The following is a 21,287-nucleotide window of genomic DNA, read 5'->3' as shown; positions in this document are numbered from 1 at the left end:
ACCTTAGTTACTTGTACCCGCAGACGAGTGTGTATTCAGCCAGAATTAGTTGCTTTCCAACATATGAATAATCTGGTTTGCTACGACTTTCGCGCTCTGATCGTCGGTGCGAATGGTCACGTCGGCAATCTCTTCATACAGAGGGTTGCGTTCGTCAGCCAATGCTTCCAGAACTTCACGCGGCGGCGATTCTACCTGCAGCAGCGGGCGTTTCTTGTCACGTTGAGTACGTGCAAGTTGTTTTTCAATTGTCGTTTCAAGATAGACCACGACGCCACGCGCGGAAAGACGGTTACGTGTTTCACGTGATTTTACAGAGCCACCGCCAGTTGCCAGCACAATACCCTGTTTTTCCGTCAACTCGTTGATGACTTTTTCTTCGCGATCACGGAAGCCGTCTTCACCTTCTACATCGAAGACCCAGCCCACATCAGCTCCGGTTCGTTTCTCAATCTCTTGATCAGAATCGTAAAATTCCATATTGAGTTGTTGAGCTAACTGGCGCCCAATAGTGCTTTTTCCGGCACCCATAGGCCCAACCAGAAAGATATTGCGTTTCTCTGCCATTTTTTCGGTACTACTAAGACTATTCGTTAATGGTAAACCCGCTTCGCAGACACCCAGCGCAGCAGGACATGAACTGAAACCTCATAAGATATTGCGAGAGTCAGACTGAAAATTATCTCAATACTCAAGCGGGTTTGGCAACTGAATAAATCACCAAACCTTACGCATTTCTGGTCGTGGCAGGCATGCTACCCTGCAAACATCTGGCCTGACGACGTGTCGTGTAGCCAAATGACGCCAAATAAGCCTATGACACACCACCGGAAAGGCGAAGCGTTATTCACTGCTGCATAAGTAAAGAAAAGTCCCGACACTCAAATCGGTACTCCTTGTATGCTAAATACACCCGCACGTCAAATCCCTGAAACGTGTTCAGCGCAAAAACAACGGGTTTTCATGCATAAGTTATTCTGTTGGGACCAGTCTGGGCGTGATAAAAACCACTAACTCACGCCGCTCATCTTCTTTACCATCATGACGAAAAAAATGGCCGAGCAACGGAATGTCGCCGAGTAACGGCACACTGTCAGCTGCTGATTTATTTTTATGTGAAAAAATCCCGCCCAACGCGATCGTTTCACCGCTCTTAACCTCCACCAGGGTTTCAATTTCCTGCTTATCAATGGCCAGCACTTCGCCATCCGCTTGCTGCAGCACCTGTCCGGGAACATTCTGGCTAATATGCAGTTTCAGTCTGATCCGCCCTTTCTGCAGCACGGTTGGCGTTACTTCCATCCCCAGCACCGCTTCTTTAAATTCGACGGACGTTGCGCCGCTTTCACCGCTGGAGACCTGATACGGGATTTCACTGCCCTGCTTAATACTGGCAGGTTGCAGATGAGAAGCCAGTAATCGAGGACTGGCAATAATATCGAGCTGCTGTTTTTGCTCCAGTGCAGACAACTCAAGCTCCAGCAAACGACCATTAATGCGGCCAATATTAAATCCCACCCGCGATGTTGCAGTAGACACGGAAAGATCGCTGGTCAGCGTGGTGACATTCCCCACCGCCCCTGGCAGTTGTGCATCTGCCAGCGACCACTTCACCCCCAGCTCACGCAAACTTTTTTCATTAATCGTGACGATGTGCGCCGCCAGTTCGACCTGCTCAACGGGCAAGTCCATTTGCGCCACCCACTGTTCCAGTATGTTTAGCGCAACAGGGTTGTCTCGCAGCAGTAGGCGGTTGGTACGTTTATCGACCGTTATACTTCCTTTAGCACTCAGCAGTTTTTCACCGGCTTTTGCCAGCTCAGTGGCATCCGCGTATTGCAAAATTATGCTGCGATGTTCCAGCGGCAAACCGGCCTGAATCCGCGCTTGTTCACTCTCCTGGCGGGCTGCATTTTCGTTTTGCCAGCGTACAGTATGCACATGCAGGATGTTTCCCTCCTGGCGTAACACCAGTCCGGCGCTTTTGACCACCGTCTGCAATGCCTGTTTCCACGGCACATCCGTCAGATGCAATGACAGCACGCCACTGACATCCGGTGACACCACCAGATTTTTCTTCTCCTGCACCGCCAGCGCCTGCAGCACCTGGACAACGGGAACATCATCCACCACCAGCGTCACGTTTTGTGCCTTCCCGGCCAGCACGCTGGGTATAACGGTCATCAGCACGATGACTATCCATCGCTTCATTCGCCTCTCCTTGTCGTTGCCACTGCCACTGTGATGGCTCACAATCGCTCCCTGTGTCGATAGTTACGCTTTGGGCTGTCACCTGAGATACCCTCCAGATGTTATTCAAAACATCTCGCTGCTCGACCCTCCACCATTTGTGTTGACCATCCCGAATAAAACCAATTGAGCGTCCTCCCTGGATCACCGCCCCCTGATAACGCCATGCCGACAACTCAGCCATCCGGCAGTGATCCTCTGGCGGCTGAAAGGGATTGCGCATGCCGGTCAGCAGCAGCACGCTAAAACATGCGAACAGCCAGCGCTTAGTCATCATTCCGACGCTCCAGCTGTATCGTCAACAACACATCAGCATCTTCTGCACGAAGAGAAAACTGACTCATACTCATCCCCTGTTCCGCCAGTTGGGCAAACACCTGTGGGACCGCATCCCACGCAGTTTTCAGCGCCAGTTCACCTCCCCGTGCGGAGGGCTGCCAGTGGATCAGACGTGTAAGAGAGGTTTGATATAGCAATGGGGAAAAAGGAACTGGCCTCGCTTCAGTGGGGGAAAAGGGTTTCCCAACCGATGACGCCAACAGATACAAATTGCGCCATTGATCTTGAATCGCCACGCGTTGGTGGTCTAATGCTGCCTGCTGCGCCTTCCGTTGCTGCTCTGCAGGATAAAGGCACAGCAGCGCAGCCGTGATCAGGACCAACATCCAGCCGCCCCAGCACAACAGTCGAAACCTCGGCGTCTGTGCTAACCAGCCATCACAAAGCGCCTGCATGCATAACGCTCCGTATCAGACGATAGTGAAACTGCCAGCGTCCCTGCGAATCTTGTCGCGTTTCCCCTGAGCTTGCCAATTGAAACCTGGGGTGTTTGCGTAGTTGCGTCTCCAGTCTCTGCAGCGCGGTAATGTTCAGCGTCAGCCCTGTCAGCGCCAGCGTATCCTGCTGCCAGGTCATTCCTGTTAACCACGCCTGTTCTGGCAGCAACTCCGCCACCCCTTGTAAAACAGACTGCCAGCTTCGCATCTGTTCACGCCGTTTTTCTCTTTGTTGCGCCTGCTGCCATTGTTGTTGTCGCTGTTGCAGGTGCGGTTTGAGCGCTATCAGAGCTTCAGCCCGCGTTTTTTCGGCTTCTGCCAACAGTAATTCGACCCGATTATCTACGCGAGAAAGCGCGTAATAACCCAATGCGATACCCACAATAGCCAGTAAAGATCCACTCAATAACGCTCCCCACCATTGCAGACAGGCATACCGCCGCGACTGACGCCAGGGCAAAAGATTGATGGTCGCCGTCATCAGTACACACCTCCCATCGCCAGCCCAAGCGCAACAGCAAAGTTGTGGCTTTCCGTAGGAATCGGTGGCTGGCGGACGGACACCGCATTTAAGGGATCAAAGCCACCGGCTTCACATAGCGCAATATCCGCAGGGTAAAGAGATAATGCCGCGGCAAGTGCGCCGATATCGTCAATTTCCCCCGTCGATTTACGTCCCCATGCCGTGCGGCTCGCCCAGAGCCATTGGGTATCGTCACGCCATGCCAGACATGATTGATGCTTGGGTAAATAAGGCATTAATCGCTGCAAGGCGCTGGCATCCGGCGTAATGGCCGTAACCTGTACTTTCAGGGGATGCATCAGTGTCAGGAGTGCCGATATTTCTTTGCTTTGTGCCGCCGTCACGTTGAATGCCGGGCTTAGTGCGTCTTCGCTATAATCAAACTGCAGCGCATCCGGCTCCATATCCAGTTCACGAGCCATCGCCCCAGACAACCATGCCGTTTGCTCTGGTTCGCGCAGGATCATTGCCGGACGGGGTAACTTTTTTTGTAACGTCCTGTTGGCAGGAAAAGAAAGGTGGATATGGTGCCTGTGCGGTAGCTCACGGCTCCACGGCAGGAGCACCGCAGCGAGCTGTTCCGGCTCACGAATGTGGCCATCGACGACAACCTGATGTGCCAGCGGCATACGCCACCAGCGTTGTAGGACCCAACCGGACGCGTCACGAACGATAGCGACAGCCAACACGTCATGTTGCTGAATATGCAGACCAATTTTCCATATACGAAAAGCCATTGCTGATGATCTCCTTATCACCCGTTGCTTCAACGGGTATATCAATGCGTCTGGCTTGCCTTTATACTACCGCGCGTTTGTTTATAAACTGCCCAAATGCCACTAAATGGGAAATCTCCAGTGAAGTTCGTAAAGTATTTATTAATCCTTGCAGTATGTTGCATCCTGCTGGGAGCAGGCTCGATCTATGGCCTCTATCGCTATATCGAGCCACAATTACCTGACGTTGCGACGCTAAAAGATGTACGTCTGCAGATCCCTATGCAGGTTTACAGTGCTGACGGCGAACTCATCGCGCAATATGGCGAGAAACGTCGAATTCCGGTCACGCTGGATCAAATGCCGCCGGTAATGGTTAAAGCCTTTATCGCTACAGAAGACAGCCGCTTCTATGAGCACCACGGGGTGGACCCGGTGGGGATCTTCCGTGCGGCCAGCGTCGCGTTGTTCTCCGGCCATGCCTCACAAGGGGCAAGTACCATTACCCAGCAGTTGGCAAGAAACTTCTTCCTGAGTCCGGAACGTACGCTGATGCGTAAGATTAAAGAAGTGTTCCTGGCTATCCGTATTGAGCAATTGCTGAGTAAAGACGAGATCCTCGAGCTTTACCTGAACAAGATCTATCTGGGGTATCGCGCCTACGGCGTGGGTGCTGCCGCACAGGTCTATTTCGGGAAGACAGTTGATCAACTCAGCTTAAGTGAAATCGCGGTGATCGCCGGTCTGCCAAAAGCGCCGTCGACCTTCAACCCGCTCTATTCGATGGACCGGGCAACTGCGCGCCGTAACGTTGTACTGTCGCGTATGTTGAGCGAAAACTACATCACCCAGGCCCAATACGATCAGGCGCGTAGTGAAGCGATCGATGCCAACTATCACGCGCCGGAAATCGCTTTCTCAGCCCCTTATCTGTCTGAAATGGTACGTCAGGAGATGTATAACCGTTATGGTGAAAAAGCCTATGAAGACGGGTATCGCATCACCACTACCATTACGCGCAAAGTCCAGCAGGCCGCCCAGCAGGCGGTACGTAACAATGTCATGGATTACGACATGCGCCACGGCTACCGCGGCCCATCAAATGTCCTGTGGAAAGTCGGTGAAGCCAGTTGGGATAGCAAGAAAATCACCGATACGCTGAAAGCGCTACCGACCTATGGCCCACTGCTGCCCGCGGTTGTCACCAGCGCCAACCCACAGGAAGCGACCGCTGCGTTGGCGGATGGAACCTCGGTCTCATTACGTATGGAAGGTATGCGCTGGGCGCGTCCTTATCGTTCCGATACACAGCAAGGCCCGACGCCACGTAAAGTAACCGATGTGGTTCAGGCCGGTCAGCAAATCTGGGTACGCCAGGTTGGCGACGCCTGGTGGCTGGCACAAGTGCCGGATGTTAACTCCGCACTGGTTTCGATTAACCCGCAAAACGGCGCAGTGCTGGCACTGGTGGGTGGTTTTGATTTCAACCAGAGCAAATTTAACCGTGCGACCCAGGCATTACGCCAGGTGGGTTCGAACATCAAACCCTTCCTCTATACCGCCGCGATGGATAAAGGCCTGACGCTGGCAAGTATGTTGAATGACGTACCAATATCCCGTTGGGATGCCGGTGCAGGTTCTGACTGGCAGCCGAAAAACTCACCGCCGCAATATGCTGGCCCTATCCGCTTACGTCAGGGGCTGGGTCAGTCGAAAAACGTGGTGATGGTTCGTGCCATGCGCGCAATGGGTGTGGATTACGCGGCAGAGTATCTGCAACGTTTCGGTTTCCCGGCACAGAACATTGTGCATACTGAATCACTGGCGCTGGGTTCAGCCTCGTTCACTCCGCTGCAGGTTGCTCGCGGTTACGCGGTAATGGCGAACGGTGGATTCCTGGTCGACCCGTATTTCATCAGTAAGATTGAAAGCGATATGGGTGGCGTTATCTTTGAGGCGAAGCCAAAAATTGCCTGCCCGGAATGTGATATCCCGGTGATTTATGGCGATACGCAGAAGTCTAATGTACTGGAAAACAGTAACGTCGAAGATGTTGCGGTATCCCAGGAACAACAAAATGCCGCCGTGCCAATGCCACAGCTGGAACAAGCTAACCAGGCGCTGGTCGCACAAAGTGGAACGCAAGAATACGCACCACACGTCATCAACACGCCGCTGGCCTTCCTGATCAAGAGCGCGTTGAACACCAATATCTTTGGTGAACCAGGCTGGATGGGAACCGGCTGGCGTGCAGGACGTGATTTACAGCGCCATGACATCGGCGGGAAAACCGGGACAACCAACAGCTCGAAAGATGCATGGTTCTCCGGCTATGGCCCAGGAGTAGTGACCTCGGTATGGATCGGGTTTGATGATCATCGTCGAGATCTCGGACATACGACGGCATCCGGCGCGATCAAAGACCAAATCTCCGGCTACGAAGGTGGTGCGAAGAGTGCACAACCTGCGTGGGATGCCTACATGAAGAGTGTATTAGAAGGTGTCCCTGAGCAGCCGCTGACGCCGCCACCGGGTATCGTTACCGTCAATATCGATCGTAGCACCGGCCAACTGGCGAACGGTGGTAACAGCCGTGCGGAGTATTTCATTGAAGGTACTCAGCCAACGCAACAGGCGGTACATGAGGTGGGGACAACCATTATCGATAATGGTGAGACGCACGAGTTGTTCTAATCTTTTGCCGGATGACGTTTCGCTTATCCGGCCTACATTTTCGGCGCAATGATTTGATATTGCTGGATGTTGTAGGTCGGATAAGGCGTCAGCCGACATTCGGCAACATAAACTACAATCGCCCTTGCCCTTTCAGCCATTCACGAACCAGGAACAGCGCGCTGACATTACGCGCTTCGTGGAAGTCAGGGTCTTCTAACAGATCCATCAAATGCGCCAGCGGCCAGCGCACCTGTGGCAATGGCTCAGGCTCATCACCTTCCAGCGACTCAGGATAAAGATCCTCTGCGACCACAATATTCATCTTGCTGGAGAAATAGGAAGGCGCCATGCTGAGTTTTTTCAAAAACGTCAGGTCCTTCGCACCGTATCCTACTTCTTCTTTCAGTTCCCGGTTAGCCGCTTCAAACACGCTTTCACCCGGATCGATTAACCCTTTGGAAAAACCAAGCTCGTAGGATTCGGTTCCGACCGCATATTCGCGAATGAGGATCAGGTGGTCATCCACAATCGGCACAATCATTACCGCTTCGCGCGTGGATGGGCGCATACGCTCATAAACACGACGTACGCCGTTGCTGAACTCAAGGTCCACGCTTTCGACTTTAAAGAGTCGGGATTGTGCGACGGTTTCCACTTTCAAAATCGTGGGTTTTTGTAATGATTTGCTCATCATGAGGATCTTTGCTGTGAAATCTGGGGTTATTGTGCGATATACAGCACGGTTTCGGCAATGTGAATTGCCGTTTATTTACATTTATGTAACGTACTAAAAGTTAATCCCTATTTCAAATTAAAAGTCAATAGGTTGAAATAACTCCAGGAATTTGCTGATATTCCGTTTTTGGTGATTTTGCTATTATTCGCATTTATTGGGCTGTACTTAAAGATGCTCAAGTTCAACTCCACACTTGCCGATAGCCAACCACAGAATCACGAATATTGAACAGGGTGCGACTGACCACGCCTGACAGACTAAGTAAGATGGGGAAAGCATGAGCACCATTCTGATTTTTTTAGCTGCTTTGCTGGCCTGCTCATTGCTTGCAGGGTGGCGATTCAGATCAAAATTCAGACAACAAAAATTACCGTTGAGCAACGTCTTCTCTGACGCCTCTAAGCGTAAACTAACACCCGAAGAACGTGGTGCGGTCGAAAACTATCTCGAAAACCTCAGTCAAATTCAGCAGGTGCCTGGCCCAACAGGTGCCAGTTCGGCACCGGTATCGTTAACCCTGAATGCCCAAAGTAATAGCGTCATCGTACTAACGCATTCAATTACGCGCTATGGCATCACCACCGACGATCCGAACAAATGGCGCTACTATCTCGACTCCGTCGAAGTACATTTGCCTCCCTTCTGGGAACAATACATCAATGATGAAAACAGCGTTGAGCTGATCCACACCAATACGCTGCCGCTGGTTATCTCGTTGAACGGTCACACGCTGAAAGAGTATATGCAGGAAGCGCGTGGCTATGCGCTACAGCACACCGCATCGACTCAGGCGTCCATACGCGGTGAAGAAAGCGAGCAGATTGAACTGCTGAATATTCGCCAGGAAACGCATGAAGAGTATGCGCTCAGCCGCCCGTCGGGATTGCGCGAAGCGTTACTGATTGCCGCATCATTCCTGCTGTTCTTTTTCTGTTTAATCATGCCAGACACGTTCGTACCGTGGACCGCCGGTGGCGCAGTGTTGCTGCTGGCTGCGGGTCTGTGGGGCCTGTTTGCACCACCGTCTAAAACGGCCTTACGAGAAATCCACTGTCTGCGTGGCACTCCACGTCGCTGGGGGCTGTTTGGTGAAAACGATCAGGAGCAAATTAATAATATCTCCCTGGGTATTATTGACCTGATTTATCCACCACACTGGCAGCCTTACATTGCACAGGACCTTGGCCAGCAAACGGATATTGATATCTATCTGGATCGCCATGTTGTCCGCCAGGGGCGTTTTTTATCGTTGCATGACGAGGTGAAAAACTTCCCGTTGCAGCACTGGCTACGCAGCGCCGTCATTGCCAGCGGTTCGTTGCTGGTATTGCTAATGCTGCTGTTTTGGGTCCCGTTGGATATGCCGATTAAACTTACGCTTTCCTGGATGAAAGGGGCGCAAACTATTGAGGCCACCAGCGTTAAGCAACTGGAAAAGGCAGGCGTACGCGTGGGCGATACGCTGCATCTGAGTGGCACGGGGATGTGTAACATCCATACTCAGGGGAGCTGGAACGCACAACCTGCGACACCTTTTATGCCATTTGATTGTTCGCAGATTATCTGGAATGACGCGCGCGCCCTGCCGCTGCCCGAGTCCGACCTGGTCAATAAGGCAACCGCGCTGACCCAAAGTGTTAACCGCCAACTGCACCCCAAACCCGACGATGACTCTCGCGTCAGCTCATCGTTACGCTCAGCCATTCAGAAGTCCGGCATGGTGTTGCTGGATGATTTTGGCGATATTGTCCTGAAAACCGCCGATCTATGTGCCGCCGAAGATGAATGCGTACGCCTGAAAAATGCCCTGGTTAACCTGGGTAACAGTAAGGACTGGAACGCTCTCGTTAAGCGAGCAAACGCCGGGAAACTGGATGGTGTAAATGTGCTGTTGCGCCCGGTAAGCGCCGAATCACTGGATAACCTGGTGAATACCTCTACGGCACCGTTCATTTCACGCGAGACCGCCCGGGCGGCTCAGGCACTGAATAGCCCTGCCCCCGGTGGTTTCCTGATTATCAGTGACGAAGGCAGCGACCTGGTTGATCAGCCCTGGCCGGCGACCTCGTTGTACGACTATCCGCCTCAAGAACAATGGAACGCCTTCCAGCGCCTTGCCCAGATGCTTATGCAAACGCCATTTCGCGCTGAAGGGATTGTCACCAACATCTCGACCGACGCCAACGGTACCCAGCACATTGGCCTGCACCGAATCCCGGATCGTTCAGGTTTATGGCGCTATCTTGGCACCACGTTGCTGATGCTCTCCATGCTGGGATGCGCTATCTACAACAGCGTTCAGGCATTCAGACGTTACCAGCGTCATCGTTCCCGCATCACGGAGATTCAGGAATATTACGAGAGTTGCCTGAATCCAACGCTGATTGAGGCCCCAGAAAGCCTGATTCGATAACACGCCCGCGCGACGGAATATGCTACCCTGTCGCGCATCTTGTTTTCCTCTGGGGAGTTTCCATGCACATAGATATTGCCTGGCAGGACGTCGACACCGTTCTGCTGGATATGGACGGTACGCTGCTCGATCTGGCTTTCGATAACTATTTCTGGCAAAAACTGGTGCCGGAAACCTACGGCACGCAACAGGGTATCTCTCCCCAGGAAGCCCAGGAATTTATTCGTCAGCAGTATCATGCCGTACAGCATACGCTAAACTGGTACTGTCTGGATTACTGGAGCGAACGCCTGGGTCTGGATATATGCGCTATGACAACCGCACAGGGACCACGCGCCGTACTGCGTGAAGATACGGTACCGTTCCTTGATGCTCTGAAAGCCAGCGGCAAACGTCGTATTTTGCTCACCAATGCGCATCCGCATAACCTGGCGGTGAAGCTTCAGCATACCGGTCTGGCCTCACACCTTGATTTATTACTTTCCACCCACACATTTGGTTATCCCAAAGAGGATCAGCGGTTATGGCACGCTGTCGCTGAAGAAACGGGAATGAGTGCAGAGAAGACGTTGTTTATTGATGACAGCGAACCGATTCTCGACGCCGCTGCTCAATTCGGCATTCGTTACTGCCTCGGCGTAACTAACCCCGACTCCGGTACAGCGGAAAAACAGTATGCACGCCATCCGTCACTCAATGACTACCGCCGACTGATCCCCTCACTGATGTGAAGGAGATGCCATGAAAGAGAAGCCCCTTGTCGAAGTCAGGCTGGATAAATGGCTGTGGGCAGCACGCTTTTATAAAACGCGCGCAGTCGCCCGCGAAATGGTTGAAGGCGGTAAGGTGCATTACAACGGGCAGCGCAGCAAGCCGAGTAAGATTGTCGAGCTAAATGCGACCCTCACCCTGCGCCAGGGAAATGACGAACGGACGGTCATTATTAAAGCCATTAGCGAGCAGCGTCGCCCGGCAACTGAAGCCGTTATGCTGTATGAAGAAACCGCGGAAAGCGTGGAAAAACGCGAAAAAATGGCGCTGGCGCGTAAACTTAACGCGTTAACCATGCCGCATCCGGACAGGCGACCGGACAAAAAAGAACGCCGCGACCTGTTACGATTTAAACACGGCGACAGCGAGTGACTGTCACCTGCAAGAGAGATGATTATGCCGCAACATGACCAATTACATCGTTATCTGTTTGAAAACTTTGCCGTGCGCGGCGAGCTGGTAACCGTTTCACAAACCCTGCAACAGATCCTCGAAAATCATACTTATCCGCAGCCGGTCAAAACCGTGCTGGCGGAGCTGCTGGTTGCCACCAGTCTACTGACCGCGACGCTGAAGTTTGCCGGTGATATCACCGTTCAACTGCAAGGCGACGGTCCGTTGAGCCTGGCGGTAATTAACGGCAACAACAACCAGCAAATGCGCGGAGTGGCTCGTATACAGGGTGATATCCCTGAAGATGCCGATCTGAAAACACTGGTTGGCAACGGCTACCTGGTGATCACCATTACACCGGAAGAAGGCGAACGCTATCAGGGCGTGGTCGGTCTGGAAGGTGACACGCTGGCGGCCTGCCTGGAAGATTACTTCATGCGTTCAGAACAGCTGCCGACGCGTCTGTTTATCCGTACTGGCGACGTCGACGGTAAACCTGCTGCTGGCGGTATGCTGTTGCAGGTCATGCCAGCGCAAAACGCACAGGCAGATGATTTCGATCACCTTGCTGCACTGACAGAAACCATCAAAGCCGAAGAGTTGCTGACGCTGCCAGCCAACGAAGTTCTGTGGCGTTTGTACCACGAAGAAGAAGTCACCCTCTACGATCCGCAGGATGTTGAGTTCAAATGTACCTGTTCACGCGAACGCTGCGCAGGCGCTCTGAAAACGCTGCCGGATGAAGAAGTTGACAGCATTCTGGCAGAAGAAGGTGAGATCGATATGCACTGCGATTATTGCGGTAGCCACTATCTGTTTAACGCCATGGATATTGCAGAGATCCGCAGCAACGCCTCCCCTGCCGATCCACAGGTGCATTAATCCTCGTTTTGCCCGGTGGCGCGCAGCTTTAAGCCCTACGGTAAAACTGTTGTAGGCCGGATACGGCGCTCGCGCCGCCATCCGGCAACAGATTCACTCATTGTAATAAGTCATTGGCAGTCTTTTGCCATTAATGGTGATATCCCGCCAGACTCTGGGAGCCGAATCCAGTTGATGATTCGCCAGCGCCTGCAGCAGTTGCTCTTTATTGAATCCCTCCGGTAGTCGGGCTGTCGCAATCAACACCCATTTGTTCTCCTTAACGCCAAAGACCAGACTCTCCCCATCACCAAAAGCATACAATACTTGCTCGGACTGCCCATCCGCGTTGAGATCCTGATCCACCAACACACATGCATCCTGCTCGATACAGGAAGCGATCCGGTAGCGTTGTCCCTGTAAAAACGTCCAAAACGCGTCATCGGGTTTCTTGCTTCCCGGTGCAATCATCACCTTCGGCGCTAACTGCGTTGCCGTCAGCTCATTTACCGGATCGCGATGCCCTCGCAGAATGGCATTTAAATCACGCCTGCGTTTGCTGTCTTTGTTGAACGCATCATCTTTTTGTAATGCTTCCAGTGCGGCGCGACCGGGTTTTCCGCTGTGATCCAACATATACAGACTGACCTGGTCAGCCGTAATTTTCCCGCTGTAGTAGCGCCCCATATGGCTATTGACGCTAATACGCCAGACATCAATGACCGGCGACGTCAGCAGAATCAATAGGCCCAATGTCAGGAGCGAAACGCCAAGAATGACCTTTCCCTGAATATCGAGCGGGTTGCCTCCCGCGCGCAAAATACTGACCAGATAACCGAGGGACCACACCAGTAATACAAAGACCACTAATGCGCCATACAAACGCTCAGGCGTCCAGCCATACTGATGAATTCTCAGCCACATTGCCCAACCGGCAATCAGCATATAGAGAGGAGCAACAACCAGTGAAGCGTTAATCAAATAACGTAATGCACCAGGATAAGGTAACGCCTCTTTGTGCGGCTCGCGTACGATGGCCATCAGCAACAGGAAGATCAGCGTCAACGTGGACATCAGGCCCGCCGCTGACACGCGCTGTGAGATAGCATCCAGTCCGGTGAAAGGCAGGGTCAGCATAAACATCAGCGCTAACAGTGCAACCAGTGGGAGTAAACCTGTGGCGAGGAAAGTCAGCAACTTTTGCACCGCAGCAACCAGGCGCGACTGCGTACGCGCCAGTACCACTGCCAGTGCAGTGATCAGGCCAAGCGCCAGATAGACAAACCAGTCAGTCTCAAAGAAAAGCGTGTTGAAGAAAGTGATTCCGACCAGTTGAAACATTTCACTCCACAGCAGGAGCACCAGCCAGAACAGGCCGTTGGCCACAAAAGCGATCAGCAACGTCAGCGAGTTAAGCCACAGGTAGGTATAAAACTGTGGATAGCGAGCCTGTTCACGACGGGCGTGAAGTTGATATTGAATCCACGGCAAAGCCAGCATCGCCATCAACAATAAGCGCCAACCGTAGGCAAAAAAAATGTCATCCTGTCGCCATCTGTCACTGTCCGCCGCACTCCACTTCAGCCACACACTCATCGCCAGCACAACCACGCAGATCAGCGCCATCCAGCACCATAGCGCACGTTGCTTAAATGAGACGACAGTCAGCAAAAGTGCTGAGGAGAGTGCAATCGTTACGGGCATACCGTAGAACAGCCAGTCACTGTTCTGCGGCGCAAGATACGCCATCAGCAGGTAGCACACACACCCTTGTAGCAGTCCGATAAAGACCATGCCCCAGCGGGTCGTTGGTGAAAGCTCAACACTGTCCATGTCGTTTTCCAGAAAGAAGATAAAATCTAATTATCGCATCAACTTCACAAATATGAGTATTCGTCAGCCCATTTCGGACCTCAGCTGCGCGAGGTGAATCGATATTGTTTATGTTTGAGTTACGTTTATTTCTTACATGAATGCGATTACACTCACAAGATTCCCGCCAAAAACACTCTCTATTAACGTTTTAAGAACATTTTCCACAACAAAAAAGGGTTTCCTGCCATAATATCCGCCTCTTTGTGACAGGAGTCGCAGCGTATTCGGTTATTCGTGGAATTACCGGATGCGTAAATCTATGAGCCTTGTCGCGGTTAGCAATCCCTAAAAAACCTTACTATTCCAGGTAATACATATTGGCTAAGGAGCAGTGAAATGCGTGTGAACAACAGTTTAACCCCGCAAGATCTCAAGGCTTATGGTATCAATGACGTTCAGGATATCGTTTACAATCCAGACTACGACACGCTTTATCAGGAAGAACTTGATCCAAACCTGGAAGGTTATGAGCGTGGCGTGTTAACGAATCTGGGCGCCGTTGCAGTTGATACCGGTATCTTTACCGGGCGTTCGCCAAAGGATAAGTACATTGTCCGTGACGACACCACACGAGACACGCTCTGGTGGTCCGACAAAGGTAAAGGTAAGAACGACAACAAACCGCTTTCCCAGGAAACCTGGCAGCATTTGAAAGGGTTAGTCACCCATCAACTCTCCGGCAAACGTCTGTTTATCATTGATGCTTTCTGCGGTGCTAATGCGGATACCCGCCTTTCCGTGCGCTTCATTACTGAAGTCGCCTGGCAGGCACATTTTGTCAAAAACATGTTCATCCGCCCGAGCGACGAAGAACTGGTTGATTTCAAACCTGATTTCATCGTGATGAACGGTGCAAAATGCACTAACCCACAGTGGAAAGAACAAGGTCTGAACTCCGAAAACTTCGTGGCGTTCAACCTGACTGAACGCATTCAGTTAATTGGCGGCACCTGGTACGGCGGCGAGATGAAGAAAGGTATGTTCTCCGTCATGAACTACCTGCTGCCGCTGAAAGGCATTGCATCGATGCACTGCTCAGCAAACGTCGGTGAAAAAGGTGATGTGGCGGTCTTCTTTGGCCTGTCCGGTACCGGTAAAACCACGCTGTCCACCGACCCGAAACGCCGCCTGATTGGCGATGACGAGCATGGCTGGGATGACGACGGCGTGTTTAACTTCGAAGGCGGTTGCTACGCGAAGACCATCAAACTGTCTAAAGATGCTGAGCCGGAAATCTACAACGCGATCCGCCGTGATGCCCTGCTGGAAAACGTCACCGTGCGCGAAGATGGATCCATCGATTTCGATGATGGTTCCAAAACCGAGAACACTCGCGTTTCCTACCCGATTTATCACATCGACAATATCGTTAAGCCGGTGTCAAAAGCGGGTCATGCAACCAAAGTCATCTTCCTGACCGCCGACGCATTTGGCGTACTGCCACCGGTTTCTCGCCTGACGGCCGATCAAACGCAGTATCACTTCCTGTCTGGCTTTACCGCCAAACTGGCTGGTACCGAGCGTGGCGTAACTGAGCCAACGCCAACCTTCTCTGCCTGTTTCGGCGCAGCATTCCTGTCACTGCACCCAACGCAGTACGCAGAAGTGCTGGTAAAACGCATGCAGGCGGCTGGCGCACAGGCTTATCTGGTTAACACCGGCTGGAACGGCACCGGCAAACGTATCTCAATCAAAGATACCCGTGCCATTATCGATGCCATCCTGAACGGGTCTCTGGATGACGCAGAAACGTTCCGTCTGCCGATGTTTGACCTGGCAATCCCAACCGAACTGCCGGGTGTGGATACACGTATTCTCGATCCGCGTAATACCTACGCATCCCCGGAGCAGTGGCAGGAAAAAGCCAACGCGCTGGCGAAACTGTTTATTGAGAACTTCGAGAAGTACACCGACACGCCTGCAGGCGCCGCGTTAGTCAGCGCCGGTCCGAAGCTGTAACGAAAAGTGCCGGATGGCGGCTTCGTCTTATCCGGCCTACAGCAACTGATAAGCGCAGCAACATCAGGCGGTTAGCGAAATAAAAAGGGAGGCATTTAGCCTCCCTTTTCTACGCGTCTTTCGTTGTCCCCTGCGCACGCGTGAAGGGCACCGGAAGCCAGGCGCGTATCGACAGCCCGCCCCGTTCACTGGTACCAATTTCCAGCATACCGTTATGGTTATCGATAATACGCTGCACAATCGCCAGTCCCAGGCCCGTGCCGCTGGTGCTACGCGCGCTATCGCCGCGTACAAACGGCTGGAACAGGTGTTGACGCTGTTCCGGTTTGATACCCGGCCCGTCATCTTCGACCTGGAACCAGGCGCGATGCGGTTCCATACCGCTGCTGACCTTAATCCAGCCATTACCGTAGCGGGCGGCGTTAACCACCATATTAGCAACCGCGCGTTTGATAGACAGTGGGTGCATCTTCACCTGAATGACGCCAGGACGTAATGCAGTATCAATTTCACGCTCGTAACCACTTTCTGCCGCGATCACTTCACCTAATACCGAGTTCAGATCGGCCATCTCCATCGGCATCTCCTGACCCGTTCGCAGATAATCGATGAACTGTTCGATAATGGCATTACACTCTTCGATATCCTTGTTGATGGACTCCGCGAGGTATCCATCTTCTTCACCCATCATTTCCGTCGCCAGACGGATACGTGTAAGCGGGGTGCGTAAATCATGGCTCACGCCCGCCATTAGCAGTGTACGGTCATCAGCCAGCTGTTTTACACCGGCGGCCATATGGTTGAAGGCTCGGGTAACAGAGCGCACCTCAGAGGCGCCATACTCGCGCAGCGGCGGCGGAATAATGCCTTTTCCCACCTGTAACGCCGCATGTTCCAGATCCACCAACGGCCGGTTCTGAATACGGATAAATAGCCACGCGCCACCGATAGCCAGTAGCATGATCGCCAGCGTATAGCGGAACAGCGGTGAGAAGTCACCCTGATGGATTTCAGTGAGCGGCACGCGTACCCAGATATTGGGGGACAGCCAGGTTTTCAGCCAGACGACAGGCGAGCTCTTGTTGACCTCAACACGTACTTCCGTTGGACCACCCAACTGCTGCGCCATCTGATGGCTTAAGAATTCATAGTGTTGTGCCCAACGCAGACCCGCTTCTTCAGCGGCTTCGTTGGAATAAAGGGAAATACCGAGCTCACGGTAAATTTCCCGACGGAATGCAGGTGGCACGACCAGTTGCGTACCGTCCTCCAGTTGCAGTTTATCAGTCATCAGCATACGGACTTCGTAGGCCAGGACCTTATTAAACTGCTGGAGGCTCGGCAGAATCGCGAAGTTCAGCACCACAAGGTAGGTCGTCACCAGGCTTGCAAACAGCAAGGTGACGATAAGCAATAACGTGCGAGCAAACGAACTTCGTGGCGAGAAGCGCATTCGCCTCATGCTTTAGAACCGTCCGGAACAAAAACGTAGCCCAGACCCCATACAGTCTGAATATAACGAGGATGAGCCGGATCTTCTTCCACCATACGACGCAGACGAGAAATCTGCACGTCGATGGAACGTTCCATCGCGGAGTACTCACGACCACGCGCCAGGTTCATCAGTTTATCGCGGGACAGTGGTTCACGTGGGTGGCTTACCAACGCTTTCAGCACCGCAAATTCACCGCTAGTGAGCGGCATAGGCTCATCTTCGCGGAACATTTCACGCGTCCCCAGGTTCAGCTTAAACTTACCGAAAGCGATAACGGCTTCTTCCTGAGAAGGCGCGCCCGGCAGTTCGTTCGCCTGACGACGCAACACCGCGCGAATACGCGCCAGCAGTTCACGTGGGTTAAAGGGTTTCGGGATGTAATCGTCAGCACCGATTTCCAGCCCAACGATACGGTCAACCTCTTCGCCCTTCGCCGTCACCATAATGATCGGCATTGGGTTGCTTTGACTGCGCAGGCGGCGGCAAATTGACAGGCCATCTTCCCCTGGCAGCATTAAATCCAGAACCATCAAGTGGAAGGACTCACGGGTCAGCAGACGGTCCATCTGCTCAGCGTTTGCGACGCTTCGAACCTGGAAGCCCTGCTCGGTCAGATAACGTTCCAGAAGCGCACGCAAGCGCATGTCGTCATCGACCACCAGAATCTTATAGTTCTCTTGCATTGTTATTACTCCCAAAGGTTCGCAACAATTAAGTGTATATTCTTAAGAAAGCTCGCGTGAGTCACCAGCGAATTCTGGTATGAATTCCAGGCTAAATTGTTACAAAGCATATTAAACAGCAGCTTAAGTATACAATGTTTCTCGCAATACATTATTTATTCTGTTGATATGCTCACGTAATACTAATTGTGCGCATCATCACAGAGTCGAAGGTAAAACAATAAGATGAAAACGCCCCTGATAACCCGTGAAGGGTATGAAAAACTCAAACAAGAGCTCAATTATCTCTGGCGTGAAGAGCGCCCGGAAGTCACCAAGAAGGTTACCTGGGCCGCAAGTCTGGGCGACCGCAGCGAAAATGCTGACTACCAGTATAATAAAAAGCGCCTGCGCGAGATCGACCGTCGCGTCCGTTATTTGACCAAGTGCATGGAGAATCTGAAAATTGTCGATTACTCCCCACAGCAAGAGGGTAAAGTCTTCTTTGGCGCGTGGGTCGAGATTGAAAACGACAATGGCGATATCCGCAAATTCCGCATTGTTGGCTACGATGAAATTTTTGGCCGTAAGGATTACATCTCTATCGATTCCCCCATGGCGCGTGCGCTGCTGAAAAAAGAGGTCGGCGATCTCGCGGTGGTGAACACCCCTGCCGGGGAAGCCAGCTGGTACGTCAATGAGATCGAATACGTGAAGTGAGACCGGAACAATCCGAAGCCCCTGTAGATGACTGGCATTTTTGCCAGTCAGTCCGTATAACTATCCCCTGATTTTTTATCCTATAGACGAAGCTATCCATGATGAATGATTCTTTCTGCCGCATTATCGCAGGTGAAATTCAGGCTCGTGCAGAACAGGTAGAAGCTGCCGTTCGCCTGCTTGACGAAGGGAACACCGTGCCGTTTATCGCACGTTATCGTAAGGAAATCACCGGCGGTCTGGATGATACGCAACTGCGTAATCTGGAGACCCGTCTGGGGTATCTGCGTGAACTGGAAGACCGCCGTCAGGCGATCCTGAAATCTATCGGCGAGCAAGGCAAACTGACCGACGACCTGGCAAACGCTATCAACGGCACGTTAAGTAAGACCGAACTCGAAGACCTTTATCTGCCGTACAAACCTAAACGCCGCACCCGTGGGCAAATCGCCATTGAGGCCGGGCTGGAACCACTGGCAGACATGTTGTGGAACGATCCGTCTCACGACCCGGAAACAGAAGCGGCCAAATACCTCAACGCTGACAACGGTGTGGCGGATACCAAAGCGGCCCTTGACGGTGCACGCTACATCCTGATGGAACGCTTCGCTGAAGATGCCGCACTGCTGGCGAAAGTGCGTGACTACCTGTGGAAAAACGCGCATCTGGTTTCCACCGTGGTAAGCGGTAAAGAAGAGGAAGGCGCGAAATTCCGCGACTACTTCGATCACCACGAACCTATTTCTACCGTTCCGTCTCACCGTGCGCTGGCCATGTTCCGCGGCCGTAATGAAGGCATCTTACAGCTGTCCCTGAATGCCGATCCGCAGTTCGATGAGCCACCGAAAGAGAGCCACGGCGAGCAAATCATTCAGGATCACCTTGGCCTGCGACTGAACAACGCACCGGCAGACAGCTGGCGTAAAGGCGTTGTCAGCTGGACGTGGCGCATCAAAGTGCTGATGCACCTCGAAACCGAACTGATGGGCACTGTGCGCGAACGCGCGGAAGATGAAGCAATCAACGTCTTTGCCCGTAACCTGCACGACCTGCTGATGGCGGCCCCGGCCGGACTGCGCGCCACAATGGGTCTCGATCCGGGCCTGCGTACCGGTGTAAAAGTGGCTGTTGTTGACGGTACCGGCAAGCTGGTCGCCACCGACACTATTTATCCACATACCGGTCAGGCTGCCAAAGCCGCCGTTGCCGTTGCAGCGTTATGTGAGAAGTACAACGTAGAGCTGGTAGCCATTGGTAACGGTACGGCGTCGCGCGAAACCGAACGTTTCTTCCTCGACGTACAGAAGCAATTCCCGCAAGTGACCGCACAGAAAGTGATTGTCAGTGAAGCCGGGGCATCGGTTTACTCTGCCTCTGAACTGGCGGCGCTGGAGTTCCCGGACCTCGATGTGTCGCTGCGTGGCGCAGTATCTATTGCTCGCCGTCTGCAGGACCCGTTGGCTGAACTGGTGAAAATCGACCCGAAATCTATCGGTGTGGGCCAGTATCAGCACGACGTTAGCCAGACCCAGCTTGCCCGTAAGCTGGATGCGGTGGTGGAAGACTGCGTAAATGCCGTCGGCGTTGATCTGAACACCGCCTCCGTCCCCCTGCTGACCCGCGTTGCCGGCCTGACCCGGATGATGGCACAAAATATCGTCGCCTGGCGTGATGAGAACGGCCAGTTCCAGAACCGTCAGCAGTTGCTAAAAGTCAGTCGTCTGGGGCCAAAAGCCTTTGAACAGTGCGCGGGCTTCCTGCGTATCAACCACGGCGACAACCCGCTGGACGCTTCCACGGTTCACCCGGAAGCCTACCCGATAGTGGAACGCATTCTGGCCGCCACCGAGCAATCGCTGCGTGACCTGATGGGCAACAGCGACGCGCTGCGTCATCTCAAAGCGTCCGACTTCACCGACGAACGCTTCGGGGTGCCGACCGTCACCGACATCATCAAAGAGCTGGAAAAGCCGGGCCGCGATCCGCGTCCTGAGTTTAAAACCGCGCAGTTTGCCGATGGCGTAGAAACCATGAACGACCTGCTGCCGGGGATGATTCTGGAAGGGGCTGTCACCAACGTCACTAACTTCGGCGCGTTTGTTGATATCGGCGTTCACCAGGACGGTCTGGTACATATCTCCTCTCTGTCGAACAAATTTGTTGAAGATCCACACACCGTGGTGAAAGCGGGCGACATTGTGAAGGTGAAAGTGCTGGAAGTTGACCTGCAGCGTAAGCGTATCGCGCTGACCATGCGTCTGGACGAGCAGCCGGGTGAAACTAATGCGCGTCGCGGCGGCGGGAATAACGAACGCACTCAGGGCAATCGCCCGGCACCAAAAGCGGCGAAACCGCGTGGCCGTGAGGCACAGCCTGCGGGCAACAGCGCGATGATGGATGCGCTGGCGGCGGCAATGGGTAAAAAGCGCTAAGTTTAAACCATGTGCCGGATGGCGGCGTA

18 protein-coding genes are annotated in these 21,287 nt (G+C 52.9%); 8 read left to right on the top strand and 10 right to left on the bottom strand.

The window, feature by feature from the left end:
• Window positions 1-45: 45 nt before the first annotated feature.
• The 6 genes from aroK to NNN64_RS10910 all read right to left on the bottom strand — a co-directional run bounded on the left by aroK (window position 46) and on the right by NNN64_RS10910 (window position 4,286).
• A complete protein-coding gene (gene aroK / locus NNN64_RS10935) occupies window positions 46-567 on the bottom strand; it encodes a shikimate kinase AroK (RefSeq protein ID WP_003023552.1) in 522 nt (173 codons plus the stop codon).
• Window positions 568-972: 405 nt separating this feature from the next.
• The gene (hofQ, locus tag NNN64_RS10930; protein WP_271441401.1) at window positions 973-2,211 is read right to left on the bottom strand and encodes a DNA uptake porin HofQ; all 1,239 of its coding nucleotides are present in this window, start codon (window positions 2,209-2,211) and stop codon (window positions 973-975) included.
• Window positions 2,123-2,527, bottom strand: coding sequence for a HofP DNA utilization family protein (locus NNN64_RS10925; RefSeq protein ID WP_271441400.1), 405 nt, complete (start codon window positions 2,525-2,527; stop codon window positions 2,123-2,125). The genes hofQ and NNN64_RS10925 overlap by 89 nt, the downstream gene beginning before the upstream one ends.
• Window positions 2,517-2,984: a HofO family protein gene (locus NNN64_RS10920; protein ID WP_271441399.1), complete on the bottom strand. Its 468-nt coding sequence runs from the start codon at window positions 2,982-2,984 to the stop codon at window positions 2,517-2,519. Before NNN64_RS10920 ends, NNN64_RS10925 begins: the two co-directional genes overlap by 11 nt.
• Window positions 2,968-3,507: a PilN domain-containing protein gene (locus NNN64_RS10915; RefSeq protein WP_271441398.1), complete on the bottom strand. Its 540-nt coding sequence runs from the start codon at window positions 3,505-3,507 to the stop codon at window positions 2,968-2,970. The genes NNN64_RS10920 and NNN64_RS10915 overlap by 17 nt, the downstream gene beginning before the upstream one ends.
• Window positions 3,507-4,286 carry a DNA utilization protein HofM gene (locus NNN64_RS10910; protein WP_271441397.1) on the bottom strand — a complete coding sequence of 260 codons (780 nt, stop codon included), beginning with the start codon at window positions 4,284-4,286 and terminating at the stop codon, window positions 3,507-3,509. The genes NNN64_RS10915 and NNN64_RS10910 overlap by 1 nt, the downstream gene beginning before the upstream one ends.
• A 120-nt stretch (window positions 4,287-4,406) precedes the next feature.
• Between NNN64_RS10910 and mrcA the strand changes: the two genes are divergently transcribed.
• The gene (gene mrcA / locus NNN64_RS10905; protein WP_271441396.1) at window positions 4,407-6,959 is read left to right on the top strand and encodes a peptidoglycan glycosyltransferase/peptidoglycan DD-transpeptidase MrcA; all 2,553 of its coding nucleotides are present in this window, start codon (window positions 4,407-4,409) and stop codon (window positions 6,957-6,959) included.
• Window positions 6,960-7,071: 112 nt separating this feature from the next.
• Here the strand turns inward: mrcA and nudE are convergent, their stop codons facing one another.
• Window positions 7,072-7,632 (bottom strand): ADP compounds hydrolase NudE, encoded by a 561-nt coding sequence (nudE, locus tag NNN64_RS10900; RefSeq protein WP_115602375.1) that lies wholly within the window; start codon window positions 7,630-7,632, stop codon window positions 7,072-7,074.
• 322 nt (window positions 7,633-7,954) lie between these two features.
• Between nudE and igaA the strand changes: the two genes are divergently transcribed.
• From igaA to hslO, 4 genes are all read left to right on the top strand, one after another.
• Complete coding sequence (gene igaA / locus NNN64_RS10895) at window positions 7,955-10,090, top strand: intracellular growth attenuator protein IgaA (protein ID WP_271441395.1); 2,136 nt, start codon at window positions 7,955-7,957, stop codon at window positions 10,088-10,090.
• 62 nt (window positions 10,091-10,152) lie between these two features.
• Complete coding sequence (gene yrfG, locus NNN64_RS10890; protein ID WP_271441394.1) at window positions 10,153-10,821, top strand: GMP/IMP nucleotidase; 669 nt, start codon at window positions 10,153-10,155, stop codon at window positions 10,819-10,821.
• Window positions 10,822-10,831: 10 nt separating this feature from the next.
• The gene (gene hslR, locus NNN64_RS10885; protein ID WP_271441393.1) at window positions 10,832-11,233 is read left to right on the top strand and encodes a ribosome-associated heat shock protein Hsp15; all 402 of its coding nucleotides are present in this window, start codon (window positions 10,832-10,834) and stop codon (window positions 11,231-11,233) included.
• A gap of 24 nt (window positions 11,234-11,257) precedes the next feature.
• Entirely contained in the window at window positions 11,258-12,136 is an 879-nt protein-coding gene (gene hslO, locus NNN64_RS10880; RefSeq protein ID WP_005121631.1) for an Hsp33 family molecular chaperone HslO, read from the top strand.
• Between the two features lie 93 nt (window positions 12,137-12,229).
• On the opposite strand, the gene NNN64_RS10875 is transcribed toward hslO, so the two are convergent.
• Window positions 12,230-13,948: a DUF4153 domain-containing protein gene (locus NNN64_RS10875; protein WP_271441392.1), complete on the bottom strand. Its 1,719-nt coding sequence runs from the start codon at window positions 13,946-13,948 to the stop codon at window positions 12,230-12,232.
• Between the two features lie 378 nt (window positions 13,949-14,326).
• On the opposite strand from NNN64_RS10875, the gene pckA reads away from it, so the two are divergent.
• A complete protein-coding gene (gene pckA, locus NNN64_RS10870) occupies window positions 14,327-15,949 on the top strand; it encodes a phosphoenolpyruvate carboxykinase (ATP) (protein ID WP_271441391.1) in 1,623 nt (540 codons plus the stop codon).
• A 109-nt stretch (window positions 15,950-16,058) separates the two neighbouring features.
• On the opposite strand, the gene envZ is transcribed toward pckA, so the two are convergent.
• Window positions 16,059-17,411, bottom strand: coding sequence for a two-component system sensor histidine kinase EnvZ (gene envZ / locus NNN64_RS10865; RefSeq protein WP_271441390.1), 1,353 nt, complete (start codon window positions 17,409-17,411; stop codon window positions 16,059-16,061).
• Complete coding sequence (gene ompR, locus NNN64_RS10860) at window positions 17,408-18,127, bottom strand: osmolarity response regulator transcription factor OmpR (protein ID WP_001157751.1); 720 nt, start codon at window positions 18,125-18,127, stop codon at window positions 17,408-17,410. Before ompR ends, envZ begins: the two co-directional genes overlap by 4 nt.
• 225 nt (window positions 18,128-18,352) lie before the next feature.
• Between ompR and greB the strand changes: the two genes are divergently transcribed.
• Complete coding sequence (gene greB / locus NNN64_RS10855) at window positions 18,353-18,826, top strand: transcription elongation factor GreB (protein ID WP_137383524.1); 474 nt, start codon at window positions 18,353-18,355, stop codon at window positions 18,824-18,826.
• A 98-nt stretch (window positions 18,827-18,924) separates the two neighbouring features.
• Window positions 18,925-21,258, top strand: a complete 2,334-nt coding sequence (locus NNN64_RS10850; protein WP_271441389.1) for a Tex family protein — start codon at window positions 18,925-18,927, stop codon at window positions 21,256-21,258.
• The last annotated feature ends 29 nt before the right edge of the window (window positions 21,259-21,287 follow it).

The sequence above is a fragment of the Citrobacter sp. Igbk 14 genome, assembly GCF_028069825.1.
Taxonomy (GTDB): Bacteria; Pseudomonadota; Gammaproteobacteria; order Enterobacterales; family Enterobacteriaceae; genus Citrobacter.
Note: the sequence above shows the minus strand (reverse complement) of the source record. Positions and strands in the feature narration are given on the sequence as shown.